The organism is Pseudomonas sp. MWU13-2862 (assembly GCF_023242495.1).
Lineage (GTDB): Bacteria > Pseudomonadota > Gammaproteobacteria > Pseudomonadales > Pseudomonadaceae > Aquipseudomonas > Aquipseudomonas gingeri_D.
Genome location: NZ_JALMEZ010000002.1, coordinates 442,808 through 467,056 on the forward strand (window position 1 = coordinate 442,808; position 24,249 = coordinate 467,056).

19 protein-coding genes are annotated in these 24,249 nt (G+C 60.0%); 11 read left to right on the forward strand and 8 right to left on the reverse strand.

The window, feature by feature from the left end; all coding sequences use genetic code 11:
• Positions 1–130 precede the first annotated feature (130 nt).
• The 6 genes from M5C56_RS05440 (at position 131) to M5C56_RS05465 (ending at position 7,337) form a co-directional block, all read left to right on the forward strand.
• Positions 131–1,402, forward strand: a complete 1,272-nt coding sequence (locus tag M5C56_RS05440; protein WP_103496834.1) for a c-type cytochrome — start codon at positions 131–133, stop codon at positions 1,400–1,402.
• Positions 1,399–1,881, forward strand: coding sequence for a (2Fe-2S)-binding protein (locus M5C56_RS05445; RefSeq protein ID WP_103496835.1), 483 nt, complete (start codon positions 1,399–1,401; stop codon positions 1,879–1,881). The genes M5C56_RS05440 and M5C56_RS05445 overlap by 4 nt, the downstream gene beginning before the upstream one ends.
• Positions 1,865–4,093 (forward strand): molybdopterin cofactor-binding domain-containing protein, encoded by a 2,229-nt coding sequence (locus M5C56_RS05450; RefSeq protein WP_103496836.1) that lies wholly within the window; start codon positions 1,865–1,867, stop codon positions 4,091–4,093. The genes M5C56_RS05445 and M5C56_RS05450 overlap by 17 nt, the downstream gene beginning before the upstream one ends.
• Positions 4,094–4,240: 147 nt before the next feature.
• Complete coding sequence (locus tag M5C56_RS05455; protein ID WP_103496837.1) at positions 4,241–5,425, forward strand: FAD binding domain-containing protein; 1,185 nt, start codon at positions 4,241–4,243, stop codon at positions 5,423–5,425.
• A gap of 26 nt (positions 5,426–5,451) precedes the next feature.
• Positions 5,452–6,564, forward strand: coding sequence for an alkene reductase (locus M5C56_RS05460; protein WP_103496857.1), 1,113 nt, complete (start codon positions 5,452–5,454; stop codon positions 6,562–6,564).
• 101 nt (positions 6,565–6,665) lie between these two features.
• Positions 6,666–7,337: a class I SAM-dependent methyltransferase gene (locus tag M5C56_RS05465; RefSeq protein WP_103496858.1), complete on the forward strand. Its 672-nt coding sequence runs from the start codon at positions 6,666–6,668 to the stop codon at positions 7,335–7,337.
• 14 nt (positions 7,338–7,351) lie between these two features.
• On the opposite strand, the gene M5C56_RS05470 is transcribed toward M5C56_RS05465, so the two are convergent.
• Both M5C56_RS05470 and M5C56_RS05475 read right to left on the reverse strand, forming a co-directional pair.
• Positions 7,352–9,853, reverse strand: a complete 2,502-nt coding sequence (locus tag M5C56_RS05470; RefSeq protein WP_103496838.1) for a sialidase family protein — start codon at positions 9,851–9,853, stop codon at positions 7,352–7,354.
• Positions 9,854–9,946: 93 nt separating this feature from the next.
• Positions 9,947–11,023 (reverse strand): nucleoside hydrolase, encoded by a 1,077-nt coding sequence (locus tag M5C56_RS05475; RefSeq protein WP_103496839.1) that lies wholly within the window; start codon positions 11,021–11,023, stop codon positions 9,947–9,949.
• Positions 11,024–11,593: 570 nt separating this feature from the next.
• On the opposite strand from M5C56_RS05475, the gene M5C56_RS05480 reads away from it, so the two are divergent.
• The gene (locus tag M5C56_RS05480) at positions 11,594–12,943 is read left to right on the forward strand and encodes a hypothetical protein (protein ID WP_103496840.1); all 1,350 of its coding nucleotides are present in this window, start codon (positions 11,594–11,596) and stop codon (positions 12,941–12,943) included.
• A gap of 212 nt (positions 12,944–13,155) precedes the next feature.
• On the forward strand, positions 13,156–13,905 hold the full coding sequence (locus M5C56_RS05485; protein WP_103496841.1) for a transporter substrate-binding domain-containing protein: 750 nt from the start codon (positions 13,156–13,158) through the stop codon (positions 13,903–13,905).
• A gap of 46 nt (positions 13,906–13,951) precedes the next feature.
• On the opposite strand, the gene M5C56_RS05490 is transcribed toward M5C56_RS05485, so the two are convergent.
• Together M5C56_RS05490 and M5C56_RS05495 are read right to left on the reverse strand one after the other, a co-directional pair.
• Positions 13,952–14,398 carry a GNAT family N-acetyltransferase gene (locus M5C56_RS05490; RefSeq protein ID WP_103496842.1) on the reverse strand — a complete coding sequence of 149 codons (447 nt, stop codon included), beginning with the start codon at positions 14,396–14,398 and terminating at the stop codon, positions 13,952–13,954.
• Between the two features lie 48 nt (positions 14,399–14,446).
• Complete coding sequence (locus M5C56_RS05495; protein WP_103496843.1) at positions 14,447–14,812, reverse strand: hypothetical protein; 366 nt, start codon at positions 14,810–14,812, stop codon at positions 14,447–14,449.
• A gap of 120 nt (positions 14,813–14,932) precedes the next feature.
• Here M5C56_RS05495 and M5C56_RS05500 point away from each other — a divergent pair, with 120 nt between their 5' ends.
• On the forward strand, positions 14,933–15,142 hold the full coding sequence (locus M5C56_RS05500; RefSeq protein WP_103496844.1) for a hypothetical protein: 210 nt from the start codon (positions 14,933–14,935) through the stop codon (positions 15,140–15,142).
• Positions 15,143–15,299: 157 nt separating this feature from the next.
• Here M5C56_RS05500 and M5C56_RS05505 read toward each other — a convergent pair whose 3' ends face one another.
• Positions 15,300–16,820, reverse strand: a complete 1,521-nt coding sequence (locus tag M5C56_RS05505; RefSeq protein ID WP_103496845.1) for an aldehyde dehydrogenase family protein — start codon at positions 16,818–16,820, stop codon at positions 15,300–15,302.
• Positions 16,821–17,170: 350 nt separating this feature from the next.
• Here M5C56_RS05505 and M5C56_RS05510 point away from each other — a divergent pair, with 350 nt between their 5' ends.
• Positions 17,171–17,836, forward strand: a complete 666-nt coding sequence (locus M5C56_RS05510) for a response regulator transcription factor (RefSeq protein WP_103496846.1) — start codon at positions 17,171–17,173, stop codon at positions 17,834–17,836.
• Positions 17,837–17,841: 5 nt separating this feature from the next.
• Here the strand turns inward: M5C56_RS05510 and nahK are convergent, their stop codons facing one another.
• Both nahK and nosP read right to left on the reverse strand, forming a co-directional pair.
• Positions 17,842–20,484 (reverse strand): hybrid sensor histidine kinase/response regulator NahK/ErcS', encoded by a 2,643-nt coding sequence (gene nahK / locus M5C56_RS05515; RefSeq protein WP_103496847.1) that lies wholly within the window; start codon positions 20,482–20,484, stop codon positions 17,842–17,844.
• A complete protein-coding gene (gene nosP, locus M5C56_RS05520; protein ID WP_103496848.1) occupies positions 20,414–21,577 on the reverse strand; it encodes a nitric oxide-sensing protein NosP in 1,164 nt (387 codons plus the stop codon). The genes nahK and nosP overlap by 71 nt, the downstream gene beginning before the upstream one ends.
• A gap of 247 nt (positions 21,578–21,824) precedes the next feature.
• On the opposite strand from nosP, the gene yiaY reads away from it, so the two are divergent.
• A complete protein-coding gene (yiaY, locus tag M5C56_RS05525; protein ID WP_103496849.1) occupies positions 21,825–22,973 on the forward strand; it encodes an L-threonine dehydrogenase in 1,149 nt (382 codons plus the stop codon).
• Between the two features lie 61 nt (positions 22,974–23,034).
• Here the strand turns inward: yiaY and M5C56_RS05530 are convergent, their stop codons facing one another.
• Positions 23,035–24,222, reverse strand: coding sequence for a sugar transporter (locus tag M5C56_RS05530; protein ID WP_103496850.1), 1,188 nt, complete (start codon positions 24,220–24,222; stop codon positions 23,035–23,037).
• Positions 24,223–24,249 lie beyond the last annotated feature (27 nt).

Below are 24,249 nucleotides of genomic sequence, written 5' to 3' on the forward strand. Positions count from 1 at the left end.
CGCGAGGCGCAATGCTCGGCGCAGGTGCAGTTGGCGCAACACACTGTTGCGCGGCGAGGTGATACCCCGCTTCGGCATGCCTGCCTACCCTTCCCGTTTCGAGCACAACGCTGGCGAAGGATGAGCAAGCATGAACAAGAAAGGTCTGTGGCTAGGTGGGCTTACCCTCGCCGTCTGTGGCGCCGCTTTGGCCGGTGCACTGATGTGGCGACCCTCCCTGCCCCCCGTCAAGCAACCTGCGCCGCGCAATGCCGAGCAGATCCGGCGCGGAGCGCTGGTGGTCGAGGCCGGCGATTGCGCGGTCTGCCATACGCGCCCGGGTGGCGAGTATCTGTCCGGCGGACTCCCGCTGGTGACCCCCTTTGGCACGCTCTACAGCACCAACATCACACCCGACGATCACACGGGTATGGGTCAATGGTCCCTGGAGGCGTTCGAACGGGCCATGCGTCACGGCGTATCCCGTGACGGGCATTTTCTGTATCCGGCGTTTCCCTATGCCCATTATCGCCGCATGAGCGAGGACGATCTGAAAGACGCTTATGCCTATTTGATGAGCGGACCGCCAGTGGACTCGCCCGCCAGGCCGAACCAGATGAACTTCCCCATGAACATTCGGCCGCTGGTTTCGTTCTGGAACCTGCTGTTCCTTCATGGCGCACAAGCACAACCGGAGTCCGGGCAAACGGCGCAATGGAATCGAGGCCGGTATCTGGTCGAAGGCGCCGGGCACTGCGCGGGATGCCATTCACCGCTCAACCTTTTGGGCGCCGAAAAGTCCGGGCAATCGCTGGCCGGCGGTACGGTCGATGGCTGGGAGGCGCCTTCCCTGCTGGGTTTGGCCCAAGCGCGCAAGCCCTGGAACAGTCAGCAACTGGTGGACTATCTGCGCGGCGAGGTGGCGGCCGATCATGGGGCGGCGGCCGGCCCCATGAGACCGGTCAGCCTGGGCCTGGGGAAAATGCCCGTCAGTGATGTGCAGGCCATTGCCGAATACCTGCTGAGCCTGGGTGCGCACACTCCAGCTGAAACACCCTCGCCGACGCCTGACACCCGAGCGCTCGACCCGACGGCACGCAACGAAGGGGCCGCCCTCTTCCAGGCGGCCTGTGCCGGCTGTCATGGCGCAGGCGCCCCCATGCGCTTGATCGACGGGCGTCCTGACCTTGCCGACACCTCAGCCCTGCGCTCCGCCAGTTCGCGCAACTTCGTGAAGACGGTACGGGAGGGCATCGCCATGACCCCGGGCGCTTCAGGCCCCGGCATGCCGGCGTTCGCCGCCCTTCTCAACAACGCCCAACTCACGGTGCTGGCGACATACCTGCGCGCTCGCGCCGAGCCGGATCATCCCTGGGCCGACCTCCCGGAAACTATCGACGACTTACGCGAGGATGCGCAATGAGCCGCATGACCCTGAATGTCAATGGAGCGTCCCACGTGCTGGACATCGACGCCGACACGCCCCTGCTTTATGCCTTGCGCAACCAGCTTGAGCTCAATGGCGCAAAGTATGGCTGCGGGCTTGGCCAGTGTGGCGCCTGCACGGTGATCGTCGACGACAAGCCGATCTTTTCCTGTGTCACCCCTTGCTCAAGTGTACAGGGCAAAAAAATCCGTACCGTGGAAAGCCTGGGTACAGCCGATCAGCCCGGCGCCTTGCAAAAGGCCTTTATCGAAAAACAAGCCGCACAATGCGGCTACTGCATCGCCGGAATGTTGATGCGCGCCCAGGCACTGCTGGAGCGCGATCCCAACCCTGACGAACAGACAATCACCACTCACATGGCGCCGAACCTCTGCCGTTGCGGTACACATTTGCGAATCATCGAGGCCATCCGTGCCGTCGCCGCGTCGGGAGCACACCATGAAGAGCAACGCTAACGTCGATCTCGGGCGGCGCGCCTTCCTGCGCAACGGTTCCTTGCTGGTGGCGTTCTCGCTGCTACCGGTTGCCGGCAATGCATGGGCCGACACCGAGGTGGATACCCTCGGCACGCTGGTCCTGGCTCCAGACCTGGCCGGCAGCTTGCGCAGCAACCCTTACCTGGATGCCTGGATACGCGTCGATGCGCAGGGAATAACCGTCTACACCGGTAAGGCCGAACTGGGTACCGGGGTGAAAACCGCCTTGTTGCAGATCGCCGCCGAGCGTCTGGAAGTGGCGCCCGACACCATCAACATGCTGACTGCCGACACCGCGTTGACACCCGATGAAGGCTATACCGCGGGGAGTCACACCATCGTCGACAGTGGCACGGCGTTATTCAATGCCGCGGCCCAGGTGCGCCAATTGCTGGTGGAGTCCGCGGCCAGGCGTTGGCGCGTCGAGCCTGATGGGCTGGTGACCCGTGATGCGCTGATTCAAGGGCCCGACGGGCAGCGCATGAGCTACTTCGAGGCCGTCGGCGGCGTGGACCTGCATCGCCATGCGCTGCCGAAATCGCCAGCAAAGGCCCCTGGAGAATTCAGCCTGATCGGGCACTCACTGCCTCGCCTGGACATCCCGGCCAAGGTCAGTGGCGGTGCCGCATTCGTACAAGATATGCGTTTGCCAGGCATGCTGCATGCCCGACTCATCCGGCCACCCAGGCCAGGTTGCCAACTGCTGTCGTTTGATCCCGAGGCCTTGCAAAGCCTGCCTGGTGTGGTGCAGGTCGTTCATGACGGCAACTACCTGGCCGTGGTTGCGAAGGACGAATGGCAGGCCGTGAAGGCGATGCGCGCGGGGTATGCGCAGGCGAAATGGAGCGAAGGCGTTGCGCTGCCCGATGCACGCAGCATCCATGCGTTGCTCCCGCACTTGCCATCGCGCCGTTACCCCATCAGCCACACGGGCAGTCCGGCGGCGGCCCCCGGACCGGGTTATCGGGCACGGGTGACCAAGCACTATCTCATGCACGGTTCTATCGGCCCGTCCTGCGCGGTGGCCTGGTTAAAGGAGGACGTGCTCACTGTCTGGACCCACTCCCAAGGTGTCTATCCGCTACGCGCGGGTATCGCACAAATGCTCGGCTTACCCCTGGAACGGGTTCGCTGCATCCATACCGAAGGGTCCGGCTGTTACGGCCATAACGGCGCGGATGACGCGGCGGCGGACGCCGCCCTGATTGCCATGGGCGTGCCCGGCTCTCCCGTGCGGGTTCAATGGATGCGCGAGCAGGAAAACCTCTGGGAGCCCTACAGCTCGGCCATGATCACCGAGGTGCAGGCAAGCCTGGATCAAGACGGCCGGATCCAGGATTGGGCCTACGAACTGTGGACGACCCCGCACAACGAACGCATCGTCAATGCCGGTCGCCTGTTACCGGCGCGCTTGCTCTCCAAACCCTTCACCTCGGCCCCATCGGTGCCTATCGCGCAACCGGAAGGCGACGGTGACCGTAACGCCGTGCCCCTGTACAACACGGCCTCGACCCGTATCGACATGAACTTCATCACCCTGATGCCATTTCGCACCTCGGCGATGCGCTCCCTGGGTGCGCACATCAATGTCTTTGCGATCGAAGCCTGCATGGATGAGCTGGCGGCGCGCGCCGGTGTGGACCCTGTCGCTTTGCGCCTCGCCCATTTGGATGACCCTCGCGCTCGGGCGGTGATAGAGCGAGTGCGGGACGACTTCGGCTGGACAACCCAGCCCGTCAAGCCGGGCGTGGGGGTCGGCTTTGCCTTCGCGCGGTACAAAAACATCATGGGGTATTGCGCCCTGGCGGTGCAGATCAACGTTCACCCGCAAACCGGTGACATCGTGGTTGATCGGGTGGTCACGGCCGTGGATGTCGGACAGATCGTCAGCCCCGATGGCCTGCGAAACCAGATAGAGGGTGGGATTGTGCAATCCACCAGTTGGACGTTGTTCGAAGCCGTCGATTTTGATGCCGCAGGCGTCCGCAGTTACGACTGGAGCGGTTATCCGATCCTGCGTTTTCCACAATTGCCACGGCGTGTCGAAGTGCATTTGCTCGATCAGCCAGGCCAGCCATTTCTGGGCGCTGCGGAGATCGTGCAAGGCCCGATGGCGGCGGCCCTCGGCAATGCCCTGGCCCACGCCACTGGCCGACGGCCTTTGCAACTGCCCCTGACCCGGTCGCTTTGAGTGCGGCCACCATGACCGAGCGTGAGCGCGGTCATGGTGGCCTCTACCCAGACCGGTGTTGCAACTCACGCAATACGGTTTGGCGAGGAGTGCTGATTATCAGCGTCCGGTCCAGCCCCTAGAGTAGGTCGAAAAGGAGGACCTACCATGGGCACATTTACAACTCACCCTCAACGACCTGCCGGGGCACCTCGTGCCCTGGTGATTGGCGGATCATTGGGCGGGCTTTTCGCAGGTAATCTGCTGCGCCAGATCGGCTGGGACGTCGATATTTTCGAGCGTTCTTCCCACGACCTCGACAGTCGAGGCGGCGGCGTAGTGCTGCAGCCGGAGGTGGTCGAAGCGTTTCGCAAGCTGAACGTTCCATTGACCCACCTGGAGATGGGCGTTCGCTCGCAGTACCGCACCGTGCTGTATCCGGACGGCCGTGTCCAAAGCAAAACCTTGGCCCCGCAAGTCCAGACGTCCTGGTCACTGCTTTACACAACCTTGCGCCAGGCCTTCGGCAATGAGCGCTACCACCAGGGGAAAGTCCTGGTGGACCTCGATCAGCCAGAAGCCGGTCGGGTGGTGGCCGTGTTCGAAGACGGCGAGCGCATCGAGGCTGACTTGCTCGTCGCCGCTGATGGCGGTAACTCGCAGGTACGCCAATTGCTCTGGCCAGAATACCAGCCTGGCTACGCCGGCTATGTTGCCTGGCGCGGCCTCCTGCCAGAAAGCCGTTTGCCCGAGTTGCCTGCCCGGGTGTTGGCGGGTGACTTCGGTTTCGCAAACGCCGGCGGCTCGCACATCCTGGGCTACCTGGTACCCGGTGAACACAACGATATTCGTCCCGGACAACGCTACTACAACTGGGTTTGGTATCGGGTTGTCGAGGAGCCACTCATCGGCGATCTCATGACCGACGCCAATGGGCACAAGCGCGACTATTCGGTACCGGAAGGGCTTCTCGCGCCGGCGTGGCGCGAGCATGTCTGGAGGGAAGCCGACAGGCTGCTGCCCCCCGCTTTTCGGGAAGTGGTGCAAGCCACCGAACAGCCTTTCGTGCAAAGCATCCGCGATTTGGCGATGCCGCGGATGGTTGATGGCCGGGTGGTCCTACTCGGCGATGCGGCCGCCATTCCCCGGCCGCACACCGCCGCCAGCACCTCCAAGGCGGCATTCAACGCACTCGAACTGGCCCGGTGCCTGAGCCAGGCCCCAGACGACACGGATCGCGCTCTGGCGAACTGGGAACCGGCACAGATTGCCTTGGGGCAACGCCTGCTCGCCCAGGGCCAAGCCATGGGCGATCACCTGATGTTCCACCGTCCGACCCTTCACGCTGGCTGAGCCCAGCCCACTCAAACTGGAGAAAGATCATGAAGTCCCTGTTCCAACCGATTGCCGTTGGCTCGTTGCAACTCGAACATCGCATCGCGATGGCCCCCCTCACACGCTCACGCGCCGGCCAGCCGGGGGATGTGCCTACATCCCTGAACGCCGAGTACTACCGTCAGCGCTCCAGCGCTGCCCTGATCATTACCGAAGCGACCCAGATCTCTCGACAAGCACAAGGCTATGCCTGGACGCCGGGCATCTACAACCAGGAACAGATTGATGGCTGGCGCGTGGTGACCGATGAAGTCCATAAGGCCGGCGGACAGATTTTCATGCAGTTATGGCACGTCGGACGGGTTTCGCACCCCAGCTTCCAACCGGATGGCGGACTTCCCGTGGCGCCGACATCGATGCCGGTTCCAGGCAAGACATTCATTGTCGACGAACAGGGCAACGGTGTGTGGGGAGAGATTCCTGATCCTCAGGCACTGACCATCGATGGCATCAAGACAATCGTGGAAGACTACCGTCGCGCCGCACGTAACGCCATTGAGGCCGGAATGGACGGCGTTGAAATCCATGCAGGCAATGGTTACCTGCTTGACCAATTTATCAATAGTGCCAGCAACCAGCGCAAGGACACTTACGGTGGCAGCATCGAAAATCGCAGCCGCCTGTTGCTCGAAGTCGTAGCCGCCGTTGCAACAGAAATCGGGGCCGCGCGAACAGCTGTACGCCTGACCCCCATGGGGCGCTTCATGGGGATGGGTGACGACACGCCTGAAGAGACGTTCGGCTATCTGGTCAACCGGCTCAACGATTGGTCGCTGGCCTACCTTCACCTGGTTGAACCGGCCATCGTCGGGACCGTACGAGATGAGCAATTTGACCCTCGCTGGGACGCCATCATCCAGCAATTGCGGAACACATGGCACGGGGTGCTGATTCTAGCCGGCGGTTATGACCCCGCCAGCGCCGCCCGGGCAGTGTCGCAAGGCCGCGCCGATATCATTGCCTTCGGCCGCCCCTTCCTGGCCAATCCTGATCTGCCGCGACGTATCCGCGAGGGGCTGCCACTCAATCCAGCCGATCCTGCCAGCTTCTTTGGCGGCGATGCGGGCGGGTATACCGACTATCCCGTCCATCCGTAACAAATGCTCGAGTACATATGCCTATGTTCTCGAGCCATCCAGGTCCGCTGCGTCTGCACTTGTTCTATCCTTCCATCCAACCACCGACTCCGGACATCAAAATGCCCGCCCCCGAATCCGCCCTCCTGCAAAGCTGGCATCACAACGCCCAATCCTGGATTGAAGCGGTTCGCGGCGGCGCCATCGAAAGCCGCCGCCAGGTCACCGACCAGGCCATCCTGCTGGCGGTGCTGGGCCGCCAGCCCGAGCGTGTGCTCGACCTGGGTTGTGGCGAGGGCTGGCTGTTGCGGGCACTGGCGACACGGGGCATCAACGCGGTTGGTGTGGACGGCGATGCGACGCTGGTTGAGGCCGCGCGGGCGGCGGGCTCTTCGCCAGTGCATTTGGCCAGCTACGAAGCGTTGGTGGAGGCGAAGGTGGATATCGGCCGCGACTACGCGCTGATCTGCGCCAACTTTGCCCTGCTGCACCAGGACATCCTCCCCCTGCTTGCCGCCATGAACACCCTGCTCGCCCCTGGCGGCGCGCTGGTGATCCAGACCCTGCATCCGTGGACTGCGGCGGCGGGCGACTATCAGGATGGTTGGCGAAACGAAACCTTCGATGGGTTCAAGGGGCAGTGGCAAGCCATGCCCTGGTATTTCCGAACCCTGTCCAGTTGGCTCAATGCGCTGGACATGGCCGGTTTTCGGTTGAGTACTTTGCAGGAGCCGCAGCACCCACAGAGTGCTGCGCCTCAGTCATTGCTGTTAGTGGCCGAGAAGCGGGAGTGAGCCACACCGGCTTCCTACTTGCCCGTCTCCTCAACCGCGCCTTTGTTCTGAAAGCCGAAAGAGTATTTCAGAGCCCGTGCATGCTGGGTGCGAGTATCCGGCAAACCTATGGTCTCCGGATTCGCAAAGCCGGTGGGGCTGGAGGGGTCCATGAAGTTAGCGCGATTGATCGCATCAAACAGAAAACTGAAACCTTGTTTCAGTGTGCTCTGGGCGATGCCATGACACCCCATGCAGCCGCCCATGGTCTGGCTTCCAGTGCTGTGATCAAAATCCGGCACCTTGATGTTCTTCACCGTGCGCATATTGGTCAGGGTGTTGTCCTCCGGAACGGGGAATACGTTGCTTCCGCGAAAGAGTTGAATCCCCGGCTGGCTGCTTTCGACCAGGATATTGGCCAGGTAGTAATCCGGGTCGGTTTCAGTGCTCGACGGAATGGCCTGCACCCCTTTAAGCCGGTAGTGCTTCCAGACCGAATTGTTGAACGCACTGCTGCCGTCCATTAGCTGCTTGACCTGGTTGTTGACCGCCGTGACTTCGGAATAGATGGTTTGCGGTTGCACGACACGAATCGGCCCGGCCTGCCCCTTGGGGATCCCGTTGCTGCCGGAGTAGATGGGCGGAGTATGGGCCGAGTCCGCAACATCGCCCCTGGGCAGGGTCACCGTATGGGTGGTGTTGCCGTCAGAGAAGGTAGCAACCGGCGGTAAACCGTTATCCGGCGAGTAGGCAACCTTGTCGTAGTTGGCGATATAGTAAAGCCCGGTCGGCGACTTGTCGGGCAAGGTCATCGCATCCTCATGCTCGAACGTGGCGAATATGAAGGTCGGGTAGTTGGCCGTCTTATGGATGATATGCAAGGCGACCAGGGCATAGTCTTCGTTGTACGCCACCGGTGCCTTATCGGTGCCGTGATAGGTCACCACCGTCGCCGTATGGTAGCGCGCACGCTGCGCCACCGGAATATCCGCCAGCTTGCGCCATGCCGCCTTGACCTCCACCGCGCCGTCGGGCAGGACGATATGATCCGGGTACATGCTCAGGCCTTGCGCATAGGTGTAAATGACGGGATTGGCCTTGGCCTCGAACAGGATCTGGCTGTCGTTCGAAGGGGCATAGTGACTCCCGTTCATTGCTGCTCGTGGCGGGTTGACCGGGAAAAATATCGCGTTTTGCCCTATTTGAGTCGCCTCATCCAGATTGTTGTAATGAGCAAAACTCGCGCCTGGGGCCAAAGGCACACCGTTGGGGAAACTGACATAGCGGTATTGCGGGCTGGAAGCGAACGGCCGCGTAGGGCCGCCTACGCCTTTTTTTACCCCTCCCGGAGGAAACAACTCGGTGCGGTGGGCGAAGGTTTGCCACAACAAAGGACTGGGAGATTGTGGCAGCTTGCCCGAATCGGCAAAGCTGCTGGAGGGATTGCCAATGCCGCGGTTAGCCGGTAACGGCGTGTTGGCGGCATTGTTCAGTGCGATAAAGCTGCGCCAGGCGAAAGTTGCATAGTCGGTATGGCTAAGGCCCGTGGCCAGATCCGCGGGCAGTTGCGGATTGTTCGTGGTCAAATCGTTTGCGGTGATGGCATAGGAAACGCCCAATCCCGATGGATAGGCCGAATTCCCAGGGAAGCGTTTGGAGAAATACGCATTCCAATGCAGCCCGTCATTTGAATAAAACGTACTGGAACTGCTGCTGATAAACACGCGCTCGCCGATCATCGTTGCACTGTTCAGGAAGCCCCTGGGCCCCTGGCCGTTTATCCCCGTCAGCGCTTGCTTCGCGCCCCACTGGCCGGCCCGGTCGTAAGTGCGGGCGAACATGGCGCCGTTTTCAAAAGCGTAATAAGCCCACAATTGACCGTTATAGACGACGGGCACCATCGTTAGAATTTTGTCGGCGCTTTCCTGGAAGGCCAGATTTTCCCGGCTCCACGCAACACCGTCATTCGAGGTGACATAATAAACAGCGTTACCTGAGTTTTCGCTATACAAGACAAAGAGCTGTCCGTTATACACAATCGGTTTGTTATTGATGGCCGTATGGAGCGTACTGATAGGCTTGGCCGTGGACCAGCCGGTGCCGTTTTCGGAGCTGACGGTCTTCAAGCGGCCCTGGGGATCGGTAAAGGTCAGTACCAATTTTTGATTGAACACGCTCACCGAGACATTACTAAAAATACTATCCACACTGATAGTTTGTGTGGCAGACCAGTTTCTCCCTTCCGCCGAAGTGGCATAATTTATATGCTTTTGGTCATTGTTGTTGGCCCAGAACATATAAACCTTACCCTTGAACGACTGCACCGAGGGTATATAAAACGCTTGCGGCCTGAAGGGCACCGTGCTCGTCGAAGAAGGCGTGCCACTTGAAGCCTCTGGATGATCAAAGACATCGACCGTGATCCCCACACCTTGTTGCGGTGTGGCGATGATCACACTCTCCGCATAAACCGACGAGACCGCCAGCACGCCACCCAGGCACAGCAACAGTCGACCCAGCATTGCTTTGACGTTCATATATTCGCTCCTTTGAATAGCGGCTACTACAGGGCGCGGAGGCGCCCTGATCGGCGTAGCTGTTCCCTGGCTGCCGGCCCTTGCCTTGCAACGCTACTTATCGGCCACGGCCTCTGCTGCTTTGGCCATGTTTTCGGCGGTGGCTTCGACCGAGTTGCCGGCGATGGTGTACAAATAAAGTGTGGTGACGAACCCGGGGGCGGCCGACAGGGCAACATCGACCGGGGCACCCGCGTTATCCGGCACCAACTTCCCGGTCATATCCTGCTCTTCGTTCAGCTCCTGCTCCACCCGCAGGTGATAGCGGGTAAATTGGATAAACTGAGGGTCGGTTATCGCGGTGGCCGCCAAGGGATCCCAGAAATACAGATATTTGCCGATACCCGGCGCGATGGTCGAGCTTTGCAGCACGTGGGTGAGGAATTGAGCCACCGGGTTGGAAATCCGGGAGAGCTGGTTCACGAAACTCTGGGTAATGGGGATGAAGTTACTGGCGTTCAGCGCAACCAATTGAATGGGGACCCCGCCATTGAAGACATAGTGGGCACCCAGCGGATCCAGGAAGATGTTCCATTCGGCAACCTGATTGGTGTAGTAAGGCGCATCACCCAGGGCGTCAATAATATTACCGCCCGCACCAGGCCGGACGTATTCCGACAACAAATTCCCGCCCATCATAACGATGCGGTCTATTTTGCTGAGCAACAAGTGTTGCAACGTACTGTCGGTTTTGGCTTGCTGGAACAAATGCCCCCAGGTCGTACCACCACCGATCATCAACACCGTAAATTTATGATTGGATTTTTCCAATGTTTCCCTTAAAAAAGCGAGCGCATCGGCTCGCGTGGGATTGGGGTTTTTCCGTGGAAACAGGGCGTCGTAATGGTGATCCGCCGCCTGGCGTGTTTCAAAGGGAAAGGTATTGCTATAAACCATGGGGCGCTGAAGACCCGCCGCAACGGGGATACGTTCTATCTCAGGGTCATTAAACAAAGTGAGGAAATTGCTGACGTTTTCAACGCCGTGACTCAAGTGAACAGCGCCCACCCCCGTCACAGTAATACCTTCGACTTTTATCCCATGATGCTTGAGCAAATACGACATGGCCATGTAATCGTCGAAATCGACATCGGTATCGATGAGTACATGCGTAAGCGGTTGAACAGACATAAGGTTAGCCTCCTGGCTAATGAAGAGTTTACATCCGATGTCAGGTATTACCGAACGATCCAGCTTGTGTAGGCACAGGTCTAACAGTAGCGATTTGCAGCGTAGGCGGCCATTTGATATCTGTCTAGTGATCTGAGCCGTTAATCCAGCGGTCCATTGTTCACACTATAGGATGTGTCCAACGCGATGGATTCAGCACGTGCATGCCTCCCGATGCTCCCCTGGCTGCCATCTAAAAGGATGGCACTTTCCTGAAAATGACCTACACCTGATAGCAAGGAAGAACGGCCAGCGATCGACAGGAGTCGATAGTCAGAATCCCCCGCCCTCCCTGCGCACACTCCGTTTCCTCTCTGTTGATCATTCCTGGCAAATCGTTGGGGATTGAACTCAGTCGTCCGGCGCCGCCGAGGAGGTAGTCCACCCCACACCCGATACCCTGCTCACCCGTGAAGCCCGTCTCGGCGATCAAGCCGAGACCTTGACCAAAAATAAATAAAAGGAAGCCCCCGCATTGGCAGGCATAAGCCCAAGCGATGCCAGGCGTTTTCCCTATCAAGGAGATGATTGATGACCCAACCCCTAGGAAAGCTCACAGCCTTCGCGGTGGCGGCCGCGTTGTTCAGCGTCGCCGCCCAGGCCGGCACCTACCCTGACTACGGCTACGCGCCACCCGACACCTATACCGGCGCCAAATTCGTGCTCAGCCAGAGTTACCCCACCACACCGCCCAAAGGCCCGCTGCCGGAGTTCTTCAAGAAGCTGCCGACCAAGCAGGACAACAATTTTGAAACCTGGCGTGCCTACATGGACGCCGTGAAAAACTACTGCCTGGAAGGTAACGTCGACGTCAATTGGGACGTTCAGAAAAACAAGGTTCGCCAGTGGTACCACATGCCGTGGCAGCACTATGGCCCGCTGGGGCGCGAGGGCATCCATGGCTTGACCAAGGAAGCGCAGATCCAGGCCCAGCAACTGGCGTCCACGCAAACCGCCACCGGCCAGACTTACGCCGTGGGCATTTACAACGACATCGGCGCCTACACCATCGGCAAGGTCTGGAAAGACCCACAGAACCCTGATCCGAGCTACACCTCGCAGCCCAACAGCTTCCCCAACGGTACGGTCGTGTGCAAGGCCCTGTTTGCCGACATCGACCGCAGCACCGTGCCGTTCCTGGTCAACCCGGTGTTGTGGCAGGGCTATATCACCGACACCTTCACCTCCGCCAATCGCGTGGTGAAGGATGTCGCCCTGATCCAGATGGACATCGCCGTACGTGACACCCGCATGAAGGAGACCGGCTGGATCTTCGGCACCTTCCAGTACAACGGCGCCAAGACCGGCAAGGCTGGCTGGGACAACCTGGTACCGGTGGGGATCATCTGGGGCAACGATCCGAAAGAAACCGGCAATGACTTCACCAACCCGAAACCGACCGTCACCAAGATCAACCCGGCGCTGCAACAGACCGCCATCAACGCCAACACCCAGGAGCTGCCGCCGACCCACCTGGGCTGGAACGGGCGCCTCAACGGTCCGGTGGACAATCCCAACAGCTCCTGCCAGAGCTGCCATATGACGGCCGAGGCGCCGCAAGTGGCGATCATGAATCCACTGTTCCAGAAAAATCCGCCACCGGTGGGTTCGCCTGACTGGATGAGGTGGTTCCAGAACATTCCGGCAGGCCATCCGTTCACCCCGGGTACCAAGAGCACGGATTTCAGCCTGCAGATGTCGGGCAGTCTGGTGAACTTCTACCAGTGGAAGTGTGACATGGGCGGGATCTACGAAAACGGCATCAACGCTTGCGCGAAAACCGCCGGCCTGAAGTTGAAGATGCTGAAGTCTGGCAATGGCGCACCGCAGCCACTGCAACGCGTGATCCGCGATCCAAGCCTGGAACAATTGCTCGAGTAACAGGCGACAACCTCCGGGCACTGGGTGCCCGGAGGCTGACTCATACCACTGGCTGCGACGCCTATGCTCAGCCAGGACAAGCTTCAGCGAAAACCTGCACCACCTTTTACGACACTGCCTCAGACGTTAGACAGGTGTCAGGGGCTATACTGATTTTGCCCCTTTAATCAGGGGCCAGCCTTGATCACCGTGTAGTCAACCAGGCAGAACACGTGAAGTCTTCGACACTTGCTGTAGCGCTGCTCTGTCTATTGCTCGGCGCTCCCGCCAGGGCCGAGTCCTATCTGGTCGTTACCGAGGAGTGGGCACCGTACAACTATCAGGAGAACAATCAGCTCACGGGCATGTCCACGGAGATCGTCCGGGCCATCATGGCGCGGACCGGGGATGACTTCGAGATGGTGCTGTTGCCCAGTATGCGCAGCATCCACGCATTGAATACCCGCCCCAAGACCATCCTGTATTCCCTGTTCCGCACGGCGAAGCGCGACCCCTTATACAAGTGGGTCGGACCGATCGTGGAAGAGTCCATTTACCCCTATCAGTTAGCCAATGCGCAGCAGCCGGTGAATTCCCTGGAACAGCTACTACGCGCGCCACAGATCACGACGAGACAGGCCGGCCTGATACCCGAGGTTCTGCAGTCGCGGGGCTTCAACAACCTCGCAAAAGTTGCAATCGAGAGCCGGCAGCTCTATCGCATGCTGCTCGCCGGACGCACTGACATCATCGTCGGCGACACCGCCGCGGGGGTGGCTTACTACAGCCGCGAGTTGAACATCGCCCCCGGCACGCTACGGCAGATTCCCATCGAGCTTTATCGCTCATCGCTGTACATTGCCTTCAGCCGCGACAGTGACGACAAACGGGTAGCCGCCTGGGCCGACGCCCTGGAGCAACTGCGCCAGTCAGGTGAGTTGAAGCGCATCCAGGATCGGTACAGCCAACCCATCGGGCAATGAAAGCGTGGAACCCGCGCCAGCTTTCAGGTGGAGGCTATCTGAGCCCTTACCCGGTCTGCTTCTCTTGAAGATCAAACCGCTTTTGCATAAAAAACCGGTTGTGCCCAGCGACCGGGTAATCCTTGAGCTCGCCAAAGATACTGAAGCCATGTCGGAGGTAAAATTCCGGCGCTTGGAAGGAGAAGGTGTCCAGCCAAATACCTTGGCAACCTTTCTCACGAGCCAGCGCTTGCGCCATATTCATCAACTTCGATCCCATGCCCTGCCCTCTGGCGATTTCAGGCACAACAAGCAATTCAATGAATAACCACTGTCCGGAAACTTTGGCGTATAAACCACCCTCAGTGTTGCCCGTCTCATCCTTGATTAGAAGCGCAAGTTTTTCGACTCCTACCCGTCCGGTTTGTGCCTGGTTGTATTCGATCAACGGTGCCAGGATTGCCTGGTAATCGGCCTCTTGAGGCGCTTCTTTTATCTCGATCCGTAAGCTCACAGCTTTCTCCCTGATACCATTTTTGATTACGCAGAGAATCCTTAACGACTACGGGACAAGCTCGACGTAGCTGGACTCCCCACCGCCAGTCGCGCCCGACAACCAACCCCATACGAAAGCCAGAGTGGTACGCCCTGCGTGATCAACGCCTACCGTGCCACGGGACCAACCGGCAAGCATCTCGCCCTCCGTGGTCAAGCAATGATAAAGAAGCTCAATGGTATCCGGGCCTGTCACGCGCCCGACTTGATGCCCCATGCGGATCCGGCCGCCTTGGTAGGTGCCCGAAATAGCGTTTCCCTCGACATGGTAATGAAATACCGTGCCTGCACCGGATAGCCCGTGGGCGTTGCCTGCTACCGTAAATCGGCAATCGTTCAAACGCTCGCCGACTTGAGAAAAAAGGGTTTCCATAACTGTCGCGTCCTTTGGTCGAGAGGTTCCATTCCAGCCTTCCCCATGGATAAAACACGTTTCCAGGAGAGATCCTGCCATGATAAATAAATCAGTCCCCCGACAGTTGAAGTTCTGAAAATGCCAAAGACAAAGCCGGCAGCTAGCGCGGCAGCAACGGCTGCTGAGATCGAAAGATCCATCCAGGCCCTGAACAAAATGGCTGAACGCCTTTGGGGGGATGGCAGGGAGACCGAGGCAAAAGCACTTCTCGATGCCCTGGACGCCTTGAACCGGGCGCTGGACAGGATCCGGATCGGCGAGAGTCGCAGGGTGGTGACGCTCCACTAACAAGCCAGGGACGCACAACGGAAAACAAATCGGCCCTTTATTCGCCCACCAGCCTTCGATTGCTGCGACAACCCAAGCATGGACAAAACGAACGGCAGGAACGCGGGCATGCCAGGTTCCTGCCGTTTCAAGCGTTTGCCGGTAAAGGCTCAGCGCATCAAAAGAAGCCCAGCGGATTGATGTCGTAGCTGACCAGCAGGTTTTTGGTCTGCTGGTAGTGGTCGAGCATCATTTTGTGGTTTTCACGGCCGACACCGGATTTCTTGTAGCCACCGAACGCGGCATGCGCCGGGTACAGGTGATAGCAGTTGGTCCACACGCGACCGGCCTTGATCGCCCGCCCCATGCGGTAGGCACGGTTGATATCACGGGTCCACAGGCCCGCACCGAGGCCGAACTCGCTGTCGTTGGCAATCGCCAGGGCTTCAGCTTCGTCCTTGAAGGTGGTCACGCCCACCACCGGGCCGAAAATCTCCTCCTGGAACACGCGCATTGTGTTGTTGCCCTTGAGCAGCGTCGGCTGGATGTAGTAGCCGGTGGACAGATCGCCTTCCAGGCGCTCCGCCGCGCCGCCGGTCAAGAGCACCGCCCCCTCCTCCTGAGCAATCTTCAGGTACGAAAGAATCTTGTCGTATTGCTGCTCCGAGGCCTGGGCGCCGACCATGGTCTCGGTGTCCAGAGGATCGCCACGCTTGATCTTGCCGATCTTCTGCATCACGACCGCCATGAACGCGTCGTAGATCGATTCCTGGATCAAGGCACGCGACGGGCAGGTGCAGACCTCGCCCTGGTTGAAAAAAGCCAGCACCAGGCCTTCAGCGGCCTTTTCGATAAACTGCGGCTCGGCCTGCATGATGTCTTCGAAGAAGATATTCGGCGACTTGCCACCCAGCTCCACCGTACTGGGAATGATGTTCTCGGCCGCGCACTTCATGATGTGCGCGCCCACCGGCGTGGAGCCGGTGAATGCGATCTTGGCGATACGCTTGCTGGTGGCCAGGGCCTCGCCGGCTTCACGGCCAAAACCATGGACGATATTCAAGACACCCGGTGGCAGCAGGTCGTTGATCAGCTCGGCGAAGACCATGATCGACAGCGGCGTTTGTTCGGCCGGTTTCAGCACCACGCAGTTGCCCGCCGCCAGCGCAGGCGCCAGCTTCCAGGCCGCCATCAACAGCGGGAAGTTCCACGGAATGATTTGCCCCACCACGCCCAGGGGTTCATGGAAATGGTAAGCCGTGGTCAGTTCGTTGATCTCTGCGGCGCCGCCTTCCTGGGCACGGATGCAACCGGCGAAATAACGGAAGTGGTCGGCCGCCAGCGGAACGTCGGCATTCAGGGTTTCGCGCACGGCCTTGCCGTTGTCCCAGGTTTCGGTAACGGCCAGCACTTCAAGATGTTGTTCAATGCGGTCGGCAATGTTCAACAGGACCCGCGAGCGATCCTGTGCCGAGGTCTTGCCCCAGGCATCGGCCGCCCCATGGGCGGCGTCCAGCGCGAGTTCGATATCAGCGGCGGTGGAACGGGGGAACTGGGCAATCACGTCACCGTTGATCGGCGAGGTATTGGTGAAGTATTCGCCATGGACCGGCGCGATAAACTCACCGCCGATGTAATTGCCATAGCGCGATTTGAAAGAAACGACAGCGCCTGGGGTTCCGGGGGGTGCGTAAATCATGATTGAGGCCTCTTTGCGGGTCATTGTCTGGGGGTCGCACACGCGATGAACAGATGCTAGAGAGCCCGCGCCGCCAAACGAATACGCCCTTGGCAGGGGTCACCTTGTCATTTAGTCGTAATTTGGCCCTTCTGGAAAACCGCAAACGCGCAACGCTTCGTACTTTAGTAGGGGTTTACCTGACTATCGTCGCATTCACAAAGCAGGGGGAGTGGCATGTAATGCCGCCATTACAAGAAAGGAATCGCCCTTATGCCGCCTACCCCGGACTTCGTACCCTGAGCCCTTTCCCTGAACAACAGAAATGCCCCGCCACCACACCGCAATCAAAAATAAACAGGTGCAAGGCCATGTACAAAATTCTAATTGCCGATGATCACCCGCTGTTTCGTGAAGCCATCGCCAATGTGATCAGCGACGGTTTTCCGGGCTGCGAAGTGATGGAAACCGCCGACCTGGAGAGCGCGCTGGCACTGACTCAGCGCCATGACGACTTCGACCTGATTCTGCTCGACCTGAATATGCCTGGCATGCACGGCCTCAATGGCCTGATCAATCTGCGCAACGAGGCGCCCACCATCCCGGTGGTGATCGTGTCCGCCGAACAAGACAAGCAGATTGTGCTGCAAGCCATCATGTACGGTGCGGTGGGCTTTATTACCAAGTCGTCGCCACGGGCGCAGATGACTGACGCCATCGAGCAGATCCTCAACGGCAATGTCTATCTGCCTCCGGATATCATCCACTCGCCAAAGGCCGACACCCGGCGCAGCATGAACAGCGCCCCCGGCTTTGCGCCTGAGTTACTCCAATCGCTGACCCGCAAGCAATTGCTGGTCCTGGAACGTATGACCAAGGGCGAGTCGAACAAACAGATCGGCTACACCCTGGAAATCGCCGAGACCACGGTCAAGGCGCACGTCTCGGCCATCCTGCGCAAGCTCAACGTGCATAACCGGGTCCAGGCGATTCTCAGCGCCGGGGATATCGATTTCACCGCCTACCTGCGGCGCTGAGTGGGTCAACCCACCGACTCCTTGCCCAGCAGATGACTGATGGCAGTCTTGAGCTTCATCGGCCGCACCGGTTTGTGCATCAAGGTGTGGCCCAGCTCACGCATTTGCAGCTTCAGTTCATTGCTGTAGTTGGCCGTGATCATCAGCGCCGGCAAGGGCAAGCCACGTCGGGCGTTGATCGTGGCCACGACATCGACACCGTTCTGTTCATGGTCCAGGTGATAATCGGCAATCAACAGGTCGGCGTCGCCATGATAGTTGTCCACTTGCCGCGCCAGGTCCTGTTCGCACAGCGCGGTGACAACCTCGCAGCCCCAGCTTTCCAGGAGCGTGCGCATCCCCGCGCAAATCGTCGCATCATTGTCCAGCACCCAGATCCGTGCCCCGCGCAACCTTTCGAGCATGGGCCCCGTCATGGGTAGCTGGGTCTGTGGCTTGGGCGCGCAGAGGGTCAGCGGCACTTCGACAGCGAACATCGAGCCTTTGCCGGGGGTCGAGCGGACGCTGATCTTGTGCCCGAGGATCCCGGCGATTTTTTCGACAATGGCCAACCCGAGACCCAGCCCGCGATCCTGATGGGGTCGTTGCACGTCGCCGCGTTTGAACTCCTGGAAAATTTCCTCCAGTTTGTTCTCGGCAATCCCGATACCGGTATCCCAGACCTCGATGGACAGACAATGGCGATGCCGACGACAACCCAATACCACGCGGCCAGTGGTGGTGTAGCGGATGGCGTTGCTCAGCAGGTTGCGCAGAATCCGCGCGAGCAACTGGATATCGCTGCGCACCAGCGCCGAACACGGCACGAACGCCAGGCGCAAGCCCTCGCTGGCAGCCGCTTGCGCGAACTCGACCGCCAGGTTTTCCAGCAGTTCGCTCAGGGCAAACGGCGCGATATCGGCCTTGATTACCCCGGCATCCAGCTTGGAGATATCCACCAGCGTGCCGAGCAGATTCTCCACGTCTTCCAGCGAATTGCTGACATTACGCACCAGGGTTGCGTTGGCCTCCGGTTCGCGGCGCTCCAACAAGGCACTGGTAAACAGGCGTGCGGCATTGAGCGGCTGAAGCAGATCATGGCTGACGGCGGCCAGAAACTTGGTTTTCGACAGGTTGGCCTGCTCGGCTTCGAGCTTGGCTTCACGCAGGCGCGACTCGACCCGACTGCGCTCGTCGATCTCACGCAGCAACTGGCTGTTCAGGGTGGTCAACTCGGTGGTGCGCTCGCGGACTCGCTGCTCGAGGTTCTGATAAGCCTGGTGCAACGCTTCGGCGGTACGGCGACGTTCGGTGATATCGCGGATCAAGACAAAAATGCCGATCACTTCACCATTGGCCAAGCGATTGGGCACATAGGAGCGCAGCATGTAGCGCTCCTGATTGTTGATGTTGATCTCAGGGCATTCGAAGGTCACGCTTTCCCCCGCAAGGGCGCGTTCGACATAGGTTTCCAGGCGCTGGTAATGCTCTTCGCTGTGGACCTCGCGCAGGCTCTGTCCGAGCATCACGCCACGCGGCCAGCAGTACCACTGTTCATAGACCTTGTTGGTGAACTCATAGACCAGGTCGGCGTTCAGGTAGGCAATGAGCGCCGGCACATGGTCGGTGATCAGGCGGATCCAGCGCTCGCTCTCGCTGAGGGCTTCAGCATGCTGGTAGCGTTCGGTGATGTCCGTGAAGGTGTTGACGAAACCGCCGGTGGGTAAGGGATGCGTGCGAATTTCCAGCACCCGGCCATCGTCCAGCCGCTGCTCCCGTTCATGGATCACCCGGCCGTTGGCGTCGCGGCTGTCCGGCGTCAACAGCTCCAGTTCGCTGTCGGCGATGACCTCGGAAAACAGCCTGTGCGCGGCAACCGGCGCCAGCCCGCTCAGCTCCAGGAAACGCCGATTCCACAGTTCCAGGATGCCCTCGGCGTTGACCATCGCGACACCCTGGGACAGGTTGTCGACGGCCCGTTGCAGCAGGTGCGACTTCTGCGCGACGGCTTGCTCGCGGCGCATGGTTTCGCTGAGTTTGACGTCCGTGATGTCGGTAAACAGGATCACCCGGCCACCCTCGCGGGTCGGCCGCTCGCTGACCTGTAGCCAGCGACCATCATTCAGACGGTACAGCAGGTGTGCGCCGGCGCTGTGCCGTGGCTCTTCACTGAACAGCCCGGTACTGGCCAGCAGCCGCTTGACCTCGGTCAAGCGCATGCCCGCGATGATCCGTACCCGGCTGTTGGCCCAGAACGCCTTGAAGCGACTGTTGAACAGCACGATGCGCTGGTCTTCATCGAACAGCACGAACGCATCGGAAATACTTTCAATGGCATCGACCAGATGTTGATGGGCCGTTTCCGCCCGCAGGCGTGCGTCACTGAGCAGATGATTGCTGGCCTTGAGCTCGGCCATGGCCTGGTTCAACGCATCGGTACGTTCCCTGACCTGCTCGGCCAGGACCACCGAATGCTGAAAGGCCGCATAGGAATCATTGCCACGGGCGGTCCCGGACTCGACCCGCTCGATCAGCGCCGTATTGATCCGCCGCAGCTTGTGATTGTCCCGCCGCAGTTGTTCGATCTGCTCAAGCAGCTCAGCGGGAGATGGCTGCACGGTTGCGTCCAATGGCGACACCGGTAAAGGTCTGGTTGATATGCATGCCATTGAACTGCTCTCCGTAGGTGTTGAAACCTATCACCCGCTGCTCGCGCAGGAAGGCGCCGATCTGCTGGACACTGCCATCGTCTTCCAGCTCCAGGCGCCGCAGGAAACAATCGCAGCCGATGGTCAGCAACAACGGCCCCAGGCGCTCCCGCAAGCCGTCGAATAGCGTCTGCAGGTTCGGCAGCAAGGGGCCGGGCGTCATCGCCGTGAGCACGATGCCGTTCTCCACCGCACAGTAAAAGCTCAGGCTCAGGTCAGGATTGACCTGTTGAATGGCCCTGACGTAGTACTGATCGTTGATACGAACCGCCAGCGGGTGAGCGGCAAAAACCTGGTGATTGAGTTGTGCCACGGGCACCCCGATGATCTGCGCGTATTCCTCGGCCGCAGGCTCGGCATTGAGTTCGTAGACCCGGCGCATGCCGCTGTCGGCGCGGGTGACCACCAGCTTTTCCGCACGCGGCAGAATGTGGTGCGTGGTGAACACTTCGAAGTCCAACCAGGTATTGACCAACAGCACCACGGCCGCGCCGCTGTGGAATTCGCCGCCGAAGTACACATGGGTATGGGTCAGGTAGTTATCGTCTCCGGCAGAGCCGCCAAAGTGCGGGATATCGCCCAAGGCGGCGCTCAGCGCGGCAAGGACCGTTTCCTCGCGGCTGGACAGGCCGTCGAGCAGTGTCAGGGCAAAACTGTTGCCCTTGATCGGCGCCAGGCTGTTGCTGCGACAGCCGCCGACCAGTCGCTCGACCATTTGCTGGGCGTCGATCAGGCTGAAACGTTCCAATTCGTCGATCAGCTCGGCGGCAATGGAGAAATGCCGATGATCAAAACCCACCGCGGTCACACAGCCTCGGCCATAGCCCTGCGGGGTAATTTCCCCGGCGCTGGTACAGCCCACCACGCGAATGCCGCCAAAGCTCTGCTGCAATGCGCTGCCCAGGGCGCGCAAATCGTATTCGACCGAACAAAAGAACAGCACAAACCCCAAGTACGGGTGCAATAGCTGCCGCGCCAGCTCCTGGGCCACCTCTTGCGCCTCGGTTGCCATCGACATCGCGCTGATTATGCCGTCTGTTTGGGTCTGTCCCATGGTCGCCTTCCGCAAAGTGCGCTGTCTGATCCTTCAGTCTACGAAGACTGGACCCGGGTCCGTATCCTACTTCGGTAGGGGGTCCCCCCTGCGATGGGAGGAAGCCGCGTGCCATTACGACCAAAGACCCCCCTTGCGAGGACTAAAGGACCATTTAACCGTGATGCCATCGTTCCTAGGATGGGTGCGTCTTGATGAATGCACCACCGGCCGTTCAGGCCAATAATCACAATAACGAGGGCTAGTCATGAGCAGCACGTTCTTCATTCCGTCCGTAAACATGATGGGCATCGGCAGTCTCGATGAAGCCATGGTCGCCATTCGCAAATATGGCTTTCGTCACGCGCTGATCGTCACCGACGCCGGGCTGGCAAAAGCTGGCGTCGCGGACAAGGTCGCCAAACTACTGGCGACACAGGACATCCAGGCGACGATATTTGATGGGGCCAAGCCGAATCCGACTGTGAGCAACGTCGAAAAAGGTCTTGAGCAACTCAAGCTCAGCGGCGCCGACTTCATCATCTCCCTCGGCGGCGGCTCGCCCCATGACTGCGCCAAGGGCATCGCCTTGTGTGCGACCAATGGCGGGCATATCAGTGACTACGAAGGCGTCGATCAGTCCGCCAAACCACAAATGCCACTGGTTGCCATCAATACCACGGCGGGCACCGCCAGCGAGATGACCCGCTTTTGCATCATCACCGACGAAACCCGCCACGTGAAAATGGCCATCGTCGACCGTAACGTGACGCCACTGCTGTCGGTCAACGATCCGTCATTGATGGCCGCCATGCCCAAAGGCCTGACTGCCGCCACCGGCATGGACGCGTTGACCCACGCCATCGAAGCCTATGTTTCCACCGCGGCCACGCCCATCACCGATGCCTGCGCGCTCAAGGCCGTGGAGCTGATCTCCGCCAACCTGCGCAATGCGGTCGCCAACGGCGGCGACATGCAGGCGCGGGAGAATATGGCCTACGCGCAGTTCCTGGCCGGGATGGCGTTCAACAACGCCTCCCTGGGCTACGTGCACGCCATGGCCCACCAACTGGGTGGCTTCTATGACCTGCCCCACGGTGTTTGCAACGCGATATTGCTGCCCCACGTCGAGAGCTTCAACGCCAGCGTTTCCCAGGCTCGCCTGACGGACGTCGCCAGGGCGATGGGGATCGATACCCAGCATCTTGACCACGAGCAAGGCGCGGTCGCGGCCATTGCCGGCATCCGTAAATTGTCTTTGGACGTTGGCATTCCAGGCGGCCTGACTGAATTGGGGGTCAAGGTGGAGGACATTCCAACATTGGCGGCCAATGCCATGAAAGACGCCTGCGGCTTCACCAACCCGCGGACGGCGGAACAGGCGCAAATCGAAGAGATTTTCCACGCGGCGATGTGATTGCAACACGATGAGCGCCAGGAACCTGACCGGGCTCCTGGCGCCCACGTTCGATCAGGGCTCAGCGCCCCGCCCCTGCCCGGCCAGCGCGATAAACCGAGAGGCCGTAGAACGCCAGCGCCAGGCCTGCTAACACGCCCCCCACCACGCCGACATAGGCAAACCCGAGTTGCCGCCCCACCCAACTGCCCACCAGTGCCCCGCCACCGATCCCGATGTTGTAGATCCCCGAGAACAGAGCCATCGCCACATCGGTTGCGTCCGGCGCCAGCACCAGCACCTTCGATTGCAGCGACAGCCCGAAGCACATGATCGCCATGCCCCAGAACACGCTGAGTATCCCCAGCGTCGAAACCCCGCCACTCAACGGCAACAGCAACGCCAGGCACAGCACCAGCAACGCCGTGGCCGCCAGCAGAAAGCGCTGTGGGTGCTGCCGATTGAATCGACTGAACAGCAGCGAGCCGAAAATCCCCGCGCCACCGAACAGCAGCAGGATCAGGGTCACCACCTCGCCACTCATGCCGGCCACGGTTTTGATGAACGGTTCGATATAGCTATAGGCCGTGAACTGAGCCGTGATCACCGTCGCCGTCAGGCCGTAGACCGCCACCAGTGCGGGGCGTTTGAACAGTATGGGCAGGCTTCTCAGGGAGCCTGAGTTCTGGCTCGGCAGCAACGGCAGGCTTCTGCCCAGCCAGAGCACCAGGGCGCCGGCCATCAACGCAATCACCAGAAAGGTGGTGCGCCAGCCCATGGCTTCGCCGAGCAGACGGCCCAGCGGAATCCCCAGCACCAAGGCCATGGATGTCCCGGTCGCCAGCAGGCCCAGCGCCTGCACCTGCTTGCCCTTCGGCGCCACCCGCACCGCGAGGGACGCGGTGATGGACCAGAACAGCGCATGGGACAAGGCGATGCCGATCCGGCTCACCAGCAGGACACCAAAGCTTGCGGCCAGGCTGGACAGCACATGGCTGACAATGAACAGGCCGAACAGCACCATCAGCAGTTTGCGTCGTTCGACGTTGCGGGTGAGCAGCATCACCGGCAGCGAGGTCAGGGACACCACCCAGGCATAGATCGTCAGCATCAGCCCGACCTGCGCGCTCGACAGGTCGAAGCTGTCGCCAATGGCACTCAACAGGCCGACCGGCACGAATTCGGTGGTGTTGAAGACAAAGGCCGCCAACGCCAGCGCAATGACCGGTTGCCAGTTGTCGGGGGTTTCTGTGGTGGGGCTGCTACTCATTTAAAAATCCGTCATACGCTATCGAAG